The sequence below is a fragment of the Psychrosphaera saromensis genome (assembly GCF_002954545.1).
Taxonomy (GTDB): Bacteria; Pseudomonadota; Gammaproteobacteria; order Enterobacterales; family Alteromonadaceae; genus Psychrosphaera; species Psychrosphaera saromensis.
Genome location: NZ_MSCH01000003.1, coordinates 2,896,395 through 2,909,396, shown reverse-complemented (window position 1 = coordinate 2,909,396; position 13,002 = coordinate 2,896,395). Strand labels below are relative to the sequence as shown.

The following is a 13,002-nucleotide window of genomic DNA, read 5'->3' as shown; positions in this document are numbered from 1 at the left end:
TTAGACCAGTTACATTTAATAAAAAATTAAAAGTGGAAGTATGAGCATTAAATTAAAAAAAATTGCACTCATCACATTAGTCATTCCGGCCAGTATTCATTGGGCGGGAATTTGCATCTTTAGTTTGTATATCTTTGCTCAGGGGGCATTCCTAAATTTACCATCATTTTTTCTTACGCTGGTTACTTTGGTTGGTCTGTTTTCGTTAATGGTCGCAATCGTGTCGGTGGTTCGTTATCCTAAAATAAGTGAGTTCACGGTATACACAATCGGCTTAGGTTGCGTGTCATTAATTATCGCCATTTACATTGGTTTTTATGAGGTGCCGCAGTTATTAATTTCTGCTACCAGTTTGTTTTTAGTTAGTGCTTTTATTATGGTTGAGTATGTCAGAGGGCCACGTAATAAGTCATTAAAGCAGGACCAATAACCTTTAGCTTTGCTTCTGAGCCAAGTATTTGAACCGCTTGTTTTAACCATGTAAAACAGATGGCAGTGTAAAACATAAGTATAAAATGGCCATGCGAATGAACAGGCAGGCTAATTAACAGCGCCTAATTACACGCAAATTGCACACAGTAATTTCACACAGCAATTTCACACAATAAAGAACGAACGAACGCTAAAATATGATTGTATTAAAAGATATTTATCTGTTTCTAGAACAACAGCTAGGGATTGACGTTAAGGCATTAAAACCAGACTCAGATTTATTCGAGGATTTTGGTGTGTTTGGTGACGATCTATTTGAGCTTGTTGAGGTGTTTGCAGAAAACTATAGTGTGAAGGTTGATGACTTTCTTTGGTATTTTCATTCTCCTGAAGAAGCTTCAAGTCTATTTGGAATTATCTTTCTCCCTCCCAATAAACGTGTTGCCAGAATACCAATAACGCCAGACATGCTAGTGCAATATGCGAATCAAAAATGTTGGGGGTTAGAATATCCAGCTCATGAGATACCCAAAAGGCGTTGGGATCTTTTACTTTCAAAGCTATTATTTATTGCGCTCCTTATTGCTCTCGTGGCTGTTGGTGTGTTTTTAGTGGGCTAGAACACTCGAAAAATGTTAATATAACTAGCTATAGCAACAACATAAGAATGGAAAAAATTAAATGAGAGGAATATGGTTGTTCTTATTCGTTGTCCCTTTTTTAATTGGTATTTTAGTCGTTAACGTTTTCTTCTCCTCTGAGGATCTGACTTTACAACAAGAAGCTGACAATGCCGCTTTGGCTGGTAATTATATTAAAACTGAAAACGTGTACGACGAGCTGATTAACGCTGATCCGTTTAATATAAAATTACATAGAAGTAAAATCCGCAGCCACTTTAACAGACCTAAAAAAATTGGCAAAAGTGCATACCGAGACGACCAAACAATAGCACTTCAATACGCAACATTTGCATCCACTAATCATGCTGAATTATCTGATATTGGTTATTATGGTATAGGCTATATGGAGGCCATAAAAGGTAATGATGACAATGCGTTACTTCGTTATTTAAAAGTTAAAAACACTAAGCTGCATTACTTAAATAACTCCATTGGTTATATATATTTAACTAAGAAGCATTATGTTATCGCCGAAACGTATTTTTTAAAAGAAATTGAAGCTCAAGGGAATCTATCTGGTGCATATTCTAACTTAGCCAAAGTGTATGAAGCCAGTGGAGAAGAAGACAAATTAATAAAACTGTTGTCAAATACAGAAGCCAAACAATACATATCTGAGCGGGTAATACGCCATCATTTGCTTAAAAATGGCAATGTAAAAGACTATTCGGCTTATGCGTTTTCGTTAGGGAACGTGACAACAACAGGCTTAGTTGGTGCGTTATTGATCTTAGCCTTTTGGATTGTATTTATCCTTTGGGTAGACGTTTACGAAACTGAAAAATTAAAGCATATCCTGTTTGCTTTATGTTTAGGTAGTGGTTTTTCTATGTTGGCAACTCCACTATATGATTTTTATTTTGTCAGTTTAGGATGGCAGTTAAACGGTAATTATTTAAATGACTTACTGTATTCTATTTTTGCCATTGGTCTTATTGAAGAAACCTTAAAAATACTGCCTTTTCTGATCATCCTCAGATTTACTAATATTATTAACGAGTCTATGGATTACATCGTTTACGCTTCTGTATGCGCACTGGGTTTTGCTTTTATGGAAAATCTTATGTACTTCCATCAAGCTGGGTTGGATGACGTTTTAAGTAGGTCTACTTCTGCAACTATCTTACATATGGCGCTAACGTCATTTGTCGCTTACGGATTAATGTACGGAAAATATAAAGGCGATATAAATTATAGTGCCGGTTATTTTGTTTTTGCTTTTATAGTTGCTTGTTTTATTCATGGGTTTTATGATTTTTGGCTATTGTCAGATGGCTGGATAGGGCAATTACAGTTTTTATCTTTAGGTATCTTATATATAGCAGTGCAGCGCTACGGGCGAGCTATTACTAATGCGCTTAATTATTCAGAGTTTAATACGAAAAAAGGCCAGTTGATCAGAAGCTCGGAGTTCTTAGCTTTGTCATTAAGCATTATAGCTGTGTATCAATATGCGGCGATTGGTTACAAGTTTGGTGCTGAAAATGCCAATATTAATTTGTTTATGATGATCCTGAATTCTGCTTTCTTGGTTTTTATACTTATTGAGGTACTTGGAGAGCTTAATGTTAGCAAAGGATATTGGGTGAGTATTTTAAAGATTAAGTCGTATGAAAAAGTCGGCCGCATGTAAAGGTAACAAGTAAATGGTTCTATTTAATCGAAAGTATTTCTTTGCCAGTTGTGCTTTGTTTTTGGTACTGGTGTACATCGCATTATTTGTTAATGACCAATTTATTCGGCCTTTTCTGGGGGATGTATTGGTGGTTGGATGGATGTACTTATTTTTAAAATCATTTATCAAACTGCAAAGTTATAAACTGGCTCATGCGGTTTTGTTTTTTTCGTATTCTGTTGAAGTTGCACAGTTTTTTGATCTAGTAACTATTCTCGGCCTAGAGCACATTAAGGCCGCCCGAATTATTATAGGAGCTACATTTGATTGGTTAGATCTACTCGCATACACAATAGGCTGGTTTTCTATAATTTTAATTGAATATTATCGAGTTGCATTAGCTAAAAAGAAAAACACCGCCCCCCACAGTTAGCCCTGTTCTCTCAATGATAGGGCTGATGGGCGTTAGCAGATAAGCCATTTAATACCTCACGACTTGTTAAAGAGTTTGAAGCATTTTTAGTTCTAAGTTTTTCATTGTTTTGAGCCCGTATGTATAAGTTAAGAAGTAGGCTTTGCATTATTAGTGGAACTAAAGTAAGTATTGATTGCCTTATTTTTCAGCAGCGGTAAGTGAAGCGTTTTATTTAATTATGTAGAGGTAAATATGAAAAAAATTATAGTGTCTGTGGTTATTGTTATGTTTTTATCCGGCTGCGTAGGCCCTTGGTTTGCTCCTGGTGGACATAAAGGAGGAGGTCATAAAGGTGGCGGGAAAGATAAGCCTCGTGCACATAAGTTTGTTGAATAATCCTTAACACTAAAACTGATCTTATACGCTAGGTAATTAACCTAGCGTATATAGTTGAAGTAATAACATTCTTTAATTAGTTTCTGCTTTGTTATTTTCTACATGCTCAAGCGCCGCTTGCAACGCTTCACTTCTGCTTTTAAATTCATGTTTAGCCAAACTGCCGTTTGAAGCAATTAACTGCAATATATTCAATTTCTCTAAACGTTGACGGGTTTGTGTGTGTTCGCACAGCAATATCACTTCGCAGTTTGCGTCCAATGCATCTTTTACCGCATTCTCCAGAGCTAAGCCAACGGTTACATCTATCATAGGAACGTCGGTTAAATCTAAAATCATCACCTGGTAGTCAGAGATATGATTATGTTGGCGTGTTATCGCTTTAGAGACACTAAAGATCATAGGGCCAGATAAGTAAAAGAATAGAACTTTACCATTGGCTTTATCTAACAACAGGCGTTCATCATCGGTTAACGGCACGTCGTTTTCATCCGCATCACTAATCGCTTTAATTTTTCGGGCTTGCTCTTTGCTCAGTTTTTCAATAATCACAATATTTGAAATAAACACGCCAAGGCCAACCGCCGCAATTAAGTCGACAAATACGGTAAGGAACATAACGCCGTACATAATCGCCATACCATGAATACTGACTTTATGAGCACGTTGGATAAAACTCCAATCCAAAATATTAAAGCCAACATAAACGGCGATACCCGCTAACACCGACATTGGAATGGGTTCGGTTAAGCCGCCAGCAACAAGAACCACTAACGCCAGCACACCCGCACGGACAATACCGGATAGGGGCGATCTTGCGCCAACCTGGATATTTGTGACTGTGCCCATGGTTGCACCTGCTCCTGGAAGTGCGCCAAATAAACCAGAGATCATATTGGCTAAACCTTGTCCTCTGAGTTCTTTATCTGAGTCGTGTTCTTTACGAGTAAGCGAGTCGCCAATAACCGCAGTTAATAACGTATCAATACAGCCTAATGTGCCTAACACCAACGCATCAATAACCATGATGGTGAACATGTCAGCATTAAAATGAGGAATAACGATTGATGGAAGACCCGCTGGGATTTCACCAATACGTCTGATGGTGTCGGTATCAAATAATATTATAGATATAAGCGTGACAGCCACTAAAGCCACCAATTGTGCTGGCACTAACTTTCTATATTTTTTCGGAAAATAAAATAATATACCTAAGGTAAGCGCACCTAAAAATAGCTCACTGAATTTTAGATTAAACAAGGTGGCAGGCAAGGCTGATAACGTGCCAATAACACCGCCAGAAGGCGCTGAGTGACCCAGCAGAGGTGAAAGCTGCAAGATAATTAATATCACACCAATACCAGACATAAAGCCTGATATAACGCTGTAAGGCATTAAGGTTACATATTTTCCGAGTTTAAGCGTACCAAGTATAATTTGAAAAGCACCGGCCATCATAACCACAGTAAAAGTCATTGCGGCCCCAGTTTCAGGGTACTTTGCCATCATGCTGGTTAACACTGCCGTCATAATAACGGTCATGGGGCCTGTGGGCTCTGAGATAAGCGTGGTAGAGCCACCAAAAAGTGCAGCAAACAGGCCAACCATAATAGCGCCCCAAAGCCCAGCTTCAGCGCCAGCACCAGAGGCGACACCAAAAGCGAGCGCTAATGGTAAAGAGATAATTGCAGTGGTGACACCACCAAAAATATCACCTTTTAGGTCGACACTGTCAAAACGATTTCCAAACATAATAAAAGCCCTAAATCAGAATGAGGAGATGAAGTTTGTTAACAGACGAGAGTATATGGAAGATCTTTATTTAGTAAATAAGTTATTGATTGGTAAGAGGTGTTGGACAGGATTTGTGCTTTGCTTGTTTGTTAAACGTAAATTGATCATTAAAAATTCTGATAAACGGACAGCAGAATTCATACAAGGTTTGCAGAGAGCTTTTTTGGTAACTAGCTTTTTATAACGCAGGTCTTAATATCTAATTTTTTAGCGAGTATTTAGTAGATATCTTTTACAACATGGATCTTAGCCAAGGTATACAATAATTCAATACTAAATTGTGGTTAATATAACCATTTTGTGGTTTTTGTAATTATATAAAATAGGCGTGAAATAGCTTTTGTTTTGTTAAGTCTTTGAAAAGTAGCGTAAATAAAATATGGCATCTCGGTTGCAAACTAACAAGTAACTTAACTAAGGGATGACTATTATGAACACACTTACACAAAAAATGACTAAAACACTTACAATAATCGTATTAACTTTATCAACTATCGGTATGGCAAACGCGGCCAGTAAAGTTGTAGCCGCAGATGATTATGTAACATCAAAGATTTGTTCTGCTGCTGCAGGTAAAAGCAAAATTCAATTGCATAAAGTAATTAAAGAGTCGGGTTTAAGCAAAAAATACATTGCCGAAAAAGTGACTTGTAACAATCAAAATATTTTAGCTTTTGTGCAAGAGTTTGGTGATTCACCAGAAAAAATGAACAATGCGTTAACCAACGGCAGATTCAATACGCAAGTTAATATTACTGACTTAGCGGCAAATTAGCAGAATAGATAAGGCTAATAGATAAGTCTTATAAGTAAAAAATGTTTCTGGAATAAGAAAAGGTAGCCTAGGCTACCTTTTTTTATGCCTGACTTTTGAGTCGAAATGATATTACAAAGATATGGAAAGGCAGAGTGAATATGGCGTTTTGTTGTTTGTTAGAAATTTAAGGTGGGTGTCCATGTTATTAGGGATCAGCTGCGAGTACCGAGTACCGAGTTACGAGTCACATCAGAGCGAATCTGTGGGGGTTAATACTCGTTGCTTTAAAAAACAGTTCACAATATAGTTCTCGCAATAACAATAAAATCAGTCACAAAGCCCAGAGATAGAAGGAAGCTTTAAGACTTATAAAAATAATAGAAGATCAATTGCATGGAAAATTCAGCGACGCCCAGCCCTGAGATAAAAAGCTTAGAAATAAATAACACAGGCCGTTTTAAAAAAATAATTAACAGCTTTGGCCCCGGCGTTATGATGGCAACCGCCGCAGTAGGTGGTTCGCATTTAGTGGCATCAACCAAAGCAGGGGCTATTTATGGTTGGCAATTAGCCATCATTATTTTATTGGTTAACCTGTTTAAATACCCATTTTTCCGTGCCGGAGTGCAATACACTATGGGCACAGGCAAAAGCCTTATCCAGGGTTATAGCGAATTAGGCCGTGGTTACTTATGGACATTCTTTGTTTTAATGGTGATAGCGTCTATTGTAAGCACCGCCGCATTGTTAATGTTTTGTGCCAGTTTACTCAGTTACTTTTCCCCCTTTGAGCTTTCCATGACAGCTAACGCCGCTATCATCTTATTGGTTTGTTTAACTATCTTGTTCGCAGGGAAATATAAGCTACTTGATACACTATCAAAAGTGATCATGTTAACGCTAGTGGTAGCCACATTAAGTGCCTTAGCTATGGCGATTGCCAATGGCCCGGTAGCACCCGCAGATTATCAACCACCAAGTGTTTGGGATATGGCATCTATTGGCTTTATTGTCATCATGATGGGTTGGATGCCAGGACCAATAGAAGTGTCTTCTTTAACCTCAATGTGGTTAAAAAACCAAAGAAAAGAAAAAGACGTCACCATAAAAGAAGCCTTGTTCGACTTTAATGTCGGCTATATTGGCACCGCATTATTAGCCATCGTCTTTTTAGCCTTAGGTGCCTTAGTGTTAAACGGCAATGGTGAAACACTCAGTAATTCAGGTGCGAAATTCACCCATCAATTGGTAAGCATGTATGCACACACCATAGGTGAGTGGTCGCGTTATTTAATCGCCGTTGTTGCGTTTTTCTGTATTTTTGGCAGCACGATTACCGTAATAGACGGTTACTGCCGTTCATTATCAGAAGCCAACTTATTACTGCAAAACAAAGAACTAGACCAACCTAAAAACCACATTGGTTGGATGGTAGGCGTCAGCACAGTCGCTATGGTGATTTTATTGTTTTTTACCGCACAGTTAATGACCATGCTTAATTTTGCCATGGCACTGGCATTTATCACCACCCCAATATTTGCATTACTTAACTATCGCTTAATTGTTAAATCCAAGTTAACTGGCAAGTTAGCCTTAACACCAAAAATGAAAGTCTTAAGCTGGATGGGACTTGTTTATTTGTTCGGGTTTTTGGCTGTGTTTATTTGGTGGAAGTGGATAATGTAGCTGCGAGTAGCGGGCTTCGAGGTACGAGGAAAAGCAGTTGTAAGCTGTAAGTTGTAAGAAAAAGCGAGTTCAGCAACGAGGGCGGGTTTCGAGTTACGAGAAAAAGTAGAGCGAACATGACGGTTCCCGAACAAAAGTTGACTTAAATGTTTGTACTAATTAAAGTGGGTTTCTACGTTATTGTCGTAGTTAATCTTTAGCCTAATAATAAGGCTGTATAACACAAAGGAGATGTTCCGCTATGGATTCCAATATTGACTACTCAAAGTATACTCTTGATGAACTTATCGACGTTAGAAATACTATCGATAAAGAAGCATACCCAGATCGTTTTAATGAAGTGAACAGGCTCATAACGGAGCAGATGTTAGACAATAATCAAGAATTTAAACAATCGGAAAAATCCATAGGGTGTCTAGGATTCGCCGTGTGTGGGTTGTCTTTTATCCCACTGATAGGTGTTTTATTTGGAATTATCGCCATTGTTTGGGGGGTTACAGCCAAGAATCTTAAATTAATAATTGTGGGTGTTGCAGGCATTCTCCTTACGGTAGTTATATACGGCTCTCTTGGTTATTTTGGTTTTGTCCAAGAAGGTGGCGTTTATGACGAACTCAGAGCCAAAATGGCAAAAACGCAACTTACGTCAGCTGTACAATCAATAGAATTTTATAAAATTCAAAATGGTAAATACCCAGAATCACTTGATGTATTACAAAAGTCTCTTCCTGAAAATTCATTTGTCTTTTTATACGATGCTGCACAAGTCAATATGGATCAAGCAAGGTTTTATTATTATGAGATTATTGATGAAAACAGTTATCACATTCGCTCTTATGGTAGAGATGGGATAATTAATACAGCAGACGATATCTTACCTGCCCAAATAGAGAATGTGGGTTTAGTTGCCGATTATCAAGTGGTAACTGGTTTATAAAAGTAAGGTAATATCTCGTTGTTTAATTGATTTGAGATACGTTAAAAAAAGAACATTTTGGTGTTCTTTTTTGCTTTTTATTGGCTGATATTTAACCTGGAGTGTTAATTATAAGTTTTCTTAGTTATGAACCTCTGTATTTCACCTTACGGTGTAATAAAGCGGGGCGGCGCCTCAGAATTAAATTAAATTGTTTATGATGAAATCAATTGCTAAGTTACGATTAATATTGCGTTTATTAGCATAATTAATGTGTTTTTTAATTAATAATTCACGCTAATAGTTTGTTTGTTTGTTAGTCTGGAGAACAAAGTATTGTATACATTTATTAGAAGTCTTTTTTTAAATGATTGGTTACTTTGTATAGAAGCTAAAAGAAACTCTGCAATTACAAACAACTTTGGCGCAATAGACCGTGATATCAAAAAGCTCAACAGTGAAGCTCTGAAAAAGCAGTTCAAATCCGTTTTTGATGACAGAGATAAACCGCTTCCTCAATGTGCATACGGCCTAATTTTGGCGGACTCTTGGAAGAAAAGCCTTACGGATAAGTGGATTAAAGAGTATTCAAATGAAGCTGCCGTAGATTTAAATAAAGGCGCTAGAGAAATTGCAGACTTTACTGATTACTCAGAAAAGTATGACTTGATTTATGGTGTGTTTAAACTTGATTGAGGATTGAATCTAGCGGCTTTTCTTCGCTTTTCTTCGCTTTCCTCGCAACTCGGTTCTCGCCACTCGCAGCTGTATAACTCCAAAAGTATTATCAAATAATCGCTAAGCTAAAATAAAAGCTAAGCGGCTATTTGATAACACTCTTTCCCTGAGTGTTTTGCTTTACGGCTAAATGCGCCTTTTCCTTTTTTTGCTTTCTCTACTCTCATTCTAAACACTTTACTGGTAACCAATGCTCCAAGTGCGCTGTGGTTTATTGTGCCGCGGCCAAGGTCAGTTGTTTTTGACGTTGAGGTGGTGTCGGTTTTAAGCTTTGCTACTGAAAGCTGCTGGGCTTTGCTCCCGTTACTCATTTTACGTTTTGCCATCTTATCTTCTCCTTTGAAGTGTAAAGGGCGGTTTATCTTCATTATGAAGAGACGTTAGTCTAACAGCATTTTATTAACTTGGCAGTGTGTTGTTGGGCTAGTGTTAAATTTCACCGATTACATTTTATCAAGCCGTTATTTGTATAAGAAATATAAGCAAACCATAATAAAATAAGCTATTCCCAAATGCTTTACTGATTGGTATGATCCAGGTTAAATTTTGACATCAAAAGTATCAAGTTGACAATTTTGTCAGTTTATTAAAAGGGTTGTGCTACTAATGAAGTATTTAGTAACTTTATTATTTATAAGTGTGTTTGTTACAGGCTGCAGTAAGTCTAACGATTCTGAACAAATTATTGATGAGATAGAAGAAGTTGTAGTAGGTGAAACTGAAGAAGCCGAGGACGAAACTGAAGAAGCAACTGAGGAAGAAGCTGAAGAAGTAGTTGATGAATATGTTGAGCCTTTCTCTATTACATCTATTATTCAAAAAGTATTATTTGATGGCTCTCAAGTGCAAGTCTCAGGTAGTGAGTTAGACGGTGCTATGAATGTTTCGTTAAATAACATCCCTCTTGATATTACTTCACAAAGTCCACACGAATTATATTTTACAACTCCTTTGTTACCTGCGGGTAGTTATGATTTGGAGTTTTCACACCAAAAATCAAATCAAGTTCAAACTCAAAGTTTAGAGTACGCCAGTAAACTACTGGTTAATTCAATAAATTCTGGTGATAACCATAATTGTGCGATTACAGAAGATCAAACTCTTGTTTGCTGGGGGGAAAATTACGAAGGACAACTCGGAAATGGCACAACGGATCACTCAAGCTCTCCAGTTGCAGTACCTGATTTAACCGATATTATCGATGTAAGTACAGGTAGCAGTCATAGTTGTGCTTTAAAAAGCGACGGTACAGTTGCTTGTTGGGGAAGAAATAATAGCGGACAGTTAGGTGATGGAACAACTGTTGATAGTTTAACTCCGGTTACGGTTGCTACGCTAACGGATGTCATTGCAATTACATCCGGCTATGCATTTAATTGCGCGATAAAAAGTGACGCTACAGTTGCTTGCTGGGGAAACAATTTTGCAGGTCAACTCGGAGATGGAACAACAACAAATAGTTTAGTTCCTGTTAATGTGTTGGGTCTTACTGGCGCAACGGCAGTTAGTTCTGGGGGAGGCCATACTTGTGCAGTTAAAGGTGTTAATGATGTAGTTTGCTGGGGCTACAATAGCTCGGGTCAACTTGGAGATGGTTCAACCGATAATTCTTCAACGTTTGTTAATACTTCAAATGTAAATAATGTTAGTGCTATTAGTGTAGGTGGCGATAGCAGTTGTATTATAAAAACTGATGGTACAGCGGCGTGTTGGGGATCTAATGATTCTGGTCAGCTTGGTAACGGAACGTTTGATGATTCTTTAGTTCCTACGACCGTTGGTGGTCTTACAGATGTTGCATCTATTAATCTAGGTAACTACGTCAGTTGTGCAGTTACTAATGACGGTGATGCTTACTGCTGGGGTTATAATGAAGATAATCTAATTAGCGCTTCTATAAGTGATAATATTTCAACGGCAACGTTGATAACCAAAGGAAATGATTTTAAAACTGCCAGTGTTGGTGCTGATCATATTTGTGCATTGGAAAATAATAATTCAGTTACTTGCTGGGGGTATAATGGGAATGGTCAACTCGGATATGAAGATGTTAAAAATACAACAACGCCTATCACTACTTCTGAATTAACAGGTATCTCAAACCAAGGAATAGGTAATACCCATCAGTGCGGATTGACGGTTGATGGAGTTGTTACTTGTTGGGGGGAGCGTAATTACTATGGTCAATTAGGTAATGGTGAAATAGGGTTTGTGGGATCACTTCCTAGCGTGGTTAATAATACCGATGATTCTACTGATGTTAGTGTAGGTTATAATCATAACTGTGCCGTTAAAAACAATGGTACCGTATCTTGCTGGGGTTATAACAATCGAGGACAACTTGGTAATAATGCAACGGATGATTCGGCTATAGCTGTTGATGTTTTAAACCTTATCGATGTAGTTGATATTAGTTTGGGGGATTATCATAGTTGTGCTGTTAAAAACGATGGTACCGTATCTTGTTGGGGGAATAATGCTAGCGGACAACTTGGAGATGGGACAACGGGAAACTCTTCTGTTCCTGTAGATGTATTAAACCTCACTAATGTAAGTACGATTGAATTGGGAAATTCTCATAGTTGTGCCTTAAAAAATGATTCGTCTGTTGTGTGTTGGGGCAGTAACATCAGAGGACAACTTGGTGATGGAACAAATGCAGATTCTTCGGTTCCTGTTGATGTTAACTCTTTAACTGGAGTGACTTCTATTAGTGTTGTCAGTAATCATAGTTGTGCGATAAAAGGTGACACTTCAGTTGCTTGTTGGGGGGATAATACTTCAGGAAACCTGGGGAATAATACAACGGATAACTCAAATGTACCTGTTACTGTAATAAACTTAACCGATGCTACTCAAGTTAGTTTAGGCACTAATCATAGTTGTGCTATGAGAAGTGATGGCACAGTACAATGTTGGGGCGACAATGATAATGGGCAACTAGGTGATGGTACGACAACAGATGCCTACACTCCTGTGAATATTGCAGGGTTAAAGGACATTATAGAAATTAGTGTTGGTCAGAACCAAAGTTGTGCACATTATAGCAATGCAGACGTGACTTGTTGGGGAGAAATCCAAAATGACAGTGTTCTAAATACTAAATTTGTATATCCTTATGTTTTAGAATAAAAAGGGTATTTAGACCCTGTAACAGATTTATTTACAAGGTCGGTCTTAGTCGTTGACTCTATTTATATAGAGTTAACTGATTTTCCTTCTAAGGTATTGCCAATCTAATCGCATTTAATTAACTTGGCAGTGTTGTTAGCTAATAGGGGATAAGTTCCTCGCAACTCTTAGCTGCTCTTCGATTGACTTACAGCTTACGGCTGTTTTTCTCGCAACTCGGTTCTCGCCACTCGTAACTGCTCTTCGATTGACTTACGGCTTACGGCTGCTTTTCCTCGCAACTCGGTTCTCGCCACTCTTAGCTGCCTTTAAATTGATATTTAACACCTAGTTATAAATGCAAATTTAGCGGTTTTTATCTGCTTGATTGTTGCTGTTTTGCAATGCTAGTCTTGCGTCAAATATTTCTGCTTAAGTTGATCCTTAGTCAATTAAAGT

12 protein-coding genes are annotated in these 13,002 nt (G+C 37.8%); 10 read left to right on the top strand and 2 right to left on the bottom strand.

Annotation, left to right across the window (positions count from 1 at the left end):
* Nucleotides 1-40: 40 nt before the first annotated feature.
* The 5 genes from BTO11_RS13190 (at nucleotide 41) to BTO11_RS16505 (ending at nucleotide 3,541) form a co-directional block, all read left to right on the top strand.
* On the top strand, nucleotides 41-430 hold the full coding sequence (locus BTO11_RS13190; RefSeq protein WP_105053034.1) for a hypothetical protein: 390 nt from the start codon (nucleotides 41-43) through the stop codon (nucleotides 428-430).
* A gap of 199 nt (nucleotides 431-629) precedes the next feature.
* On the top strand, nucleotides 630-1,052 hold the full coding sequence (locus BTO11_RS13185) for a DUF1493 family protein (RefSeq protein ID WP_105053033.1): 423 nt from the start codon (nucleotides 630-632) through the stop codon (nucleotides 1,050-1,052).
* Between the two features lie 61 nt (nucleotides 1,053-1,113).
* A complete protein-coding gene (locus BTO11_RS13180) occupies nucleotides 1,114-2,748 on the top strand; it encodes a PrsW family intramembrane metalloprotease (protein WP_105053032.1) in 1,635 nt (544 codons plus the stop codon).
* A 13-nt stretch (nucleotides 2,749-2,761) separates the two neighbouring features.
* The gene (locus BTO11_RS13175; protein WP_105053031.1) at nucleotides 2,762-3,163 is read left to right on the top strand and encodes a ribosomal maturation YjgA family protein; all 402 of its coding nucleotides are present in this window, start codon (nucleotides 2,762-2,764) and stop codon (nucleotides 3,161-3,163) included.
* 234 nt (nucleotides 3,164-3,397) lie between these two features.
* Complete coding sequence (locus tag BTO11_RS16505) at nucleotides 3,398-3,541, top strand: hypothetical protein (RefSeq protein ID WP_181135907.1); 144 nt, start codon at nucleotides 3,398-3,400, stop codon at nucleotides 3,539-3,541.
* A gap of 72 nt (nucleotides 3,542-3,613) precedes the next feature.
* Here the strand turns inward: BTO11_RS16505 and BTO11_RS13170 are convergent, their stop codons facing one another.
* Nucleotides 3,614-5,293, bottom strand: coding sequence for a SulP family inorganic anion transporter (locus BTO11_RS13170; protein ID WP_105053030.1), 1,680 nt, complete (start codon nucleotides 5,291-5,293; stop codon nucleotides 3,614-3,616).
* A 472-nt stretch (nucleotides 5,294-5,765) separates the two neighbouring features.
* On the opposite strand from BTO11_RS13170, the gene BTO11_RS13165 reads away from it, so the two are divergent.
* The 4 genes from BTO11_RS13165 (at nucleotide 5,766) to BTO11_RS13150 (ending at nucleotide 9,390) form a co-directional block, all read left to right on the top strand.
* Nucleotides 5,766-6,110, top strand: coding sequence for a DUF3718 domain-containing protein (locus tag BTO11_RS13165; RefSeq protein ID WP_105053029.1), 345 nt, complete (start codon nucleotides 5,766-5,768; stop codon nucleotides 6,108-6,110).
* A 375-nt stretch (nucleotides 6,111-6,485) separates the two neighbouring features.
* Entirely contained in the window at nucleotides 6,486-7,778 is a 1,293-nt protein-coding gene (locus tag BTO11_RS13160) for an NRAMP family divalent metal transporter (protein ID WP_105053028.1), read from the top strand.
* A gap of 241 nt (nucleotides 7,779-8,019) precedes the next feature.
* Nucleotides 8,020-8,715, top strand: coding sequence for a type II secretion system protein GspG (locus BTO11_RS13155; RefSeq protein ID WP_105053027.1), 696 nt, complete (start codon nucleotides 8,020-8,022; stop codon nucleotides 8,713-8,715).
* Nucleotides 8,716-9,030: 315 nt separating this feature from the next.
* On the top strand, nucleotides 9,031-9,390 hold the full coding sequence (locus BTO11_RS13150) for a hypothetical protein (RefSeq protein WP_105053026.1): 360 nt from the start codon (nucleotides 9,031-9,033) through the stop codon (nucleotides 9,388-9,390).
* A gap of 119 nt (nucleotides 9,391-9,509) precedes the next feature.
* Here the strand turns inward: BTO11_RS13150 and BTO11_RS13145 are convergent, their stop codons facing one another.
* A complete protein-coding gene (locus BTO11_RS13145; protein ID WP_373295159.1) occupies nucleotides 9,510-9,758 on the bottom strand; it encodes an alternative ribosome-rescue factor A in 249 nt (82 codons plus the stop codon).
* Between the two features lie 280 nt (nucleotides 9,759-10,038).
* On the opposite strand from BTO11_RS13145, the gene BTO11_RS13140 reads away from it, so the two are divergent.
* Nucleotides 10,039-12,564 carry an RCC1 domain-containing protein gene (locus BTO11_RS13140; protein ID WP_105053025.1) on the top strand — a complete coding sequence of 842 codons (2,526 nt, stop codon included), beginning with the start codon at nucleotides 10,039-10,041 and terminating at the stop codon, nucleotides 12,562-12,564.
* The last annotated feature ends 438 nt before the right edge of the window (nucleotides 12,565-13,002 follow it).

Coding starts and splice junctions, on each gene's coding strand:
- BTO11_RS13190 (WP_105053034.1), top strand. CDS start 41: ATGAGCATTAAATTAAAAAAAATTGCACTCATCACATTAGTCATTCCG.
- BTO11_RS13185 (WP_105053033.1), top strand. CDS start 630: ATGATTGTATTAAAAGATATTTATCTGTTTCTAGAACAACAGCTAGGG.
- BTO11_RS13180 (WP_105053032.1), top strand. CDS start 1,114: ATGAGAGGAATATGGTTGTTCTTATTCGTTGTCCCTTTTTTAATTGGT.
- BTO11_RS13175 (WP_105053031.1), top strand. CDS start 2,762: ATGGTTCTATTTAATCGAAAGTATTTCTTTGCCAGTTGTGCTTTGTTT.
- BTO11_RS16505 (WP_181135907.1), top strand. CDS start 3,398: ATGAAAAAAATTATAGTGTCTGTGGTTATTGTTATGTTTTTATCCGGC.
- BTO11_RS13170 (WP_105053030.1), bottom strand. CDS start 5,293: ATGTTTGGAAATCGTTTTGACAGTGTCGACCTAAAAGGTGATATTTTT.
- BTO11_RS13165 (WP_105053029.1), top strand. CDS start 5,766: ATGAACACACTTACACAAAAAATGACTAAAACACTTACAATAATCGTA.
- BTO11_RS13160 (WP_105053028.1), top strand. CDS start 6,486: ATGGAAAATTCAGCGACGCCCAGCCCTGAGATAAAAAGCTTAGAAATA.
- BTO11_RS13155 (WP_105053027.1), top strand. CDS start 8,020: ATGGATTCCAATATTGACTACTCAAAGTATACTCTTGATGAACTTATC.
- BTO11_RS13145 (WP_373295159.1), bottom strand. CDS start 9,758: ATGGCAAAACGTAAAATGAGTAACGGGAGCAAAGCCCAGCAGCTTTCA.
- BTO11_RS13140 (WP_105053025.1), top strand. CDS start 10,039: ATGAAGTATTTAGTAACTTTATTATTTATAAGTGTGTTTGTTACAGGC.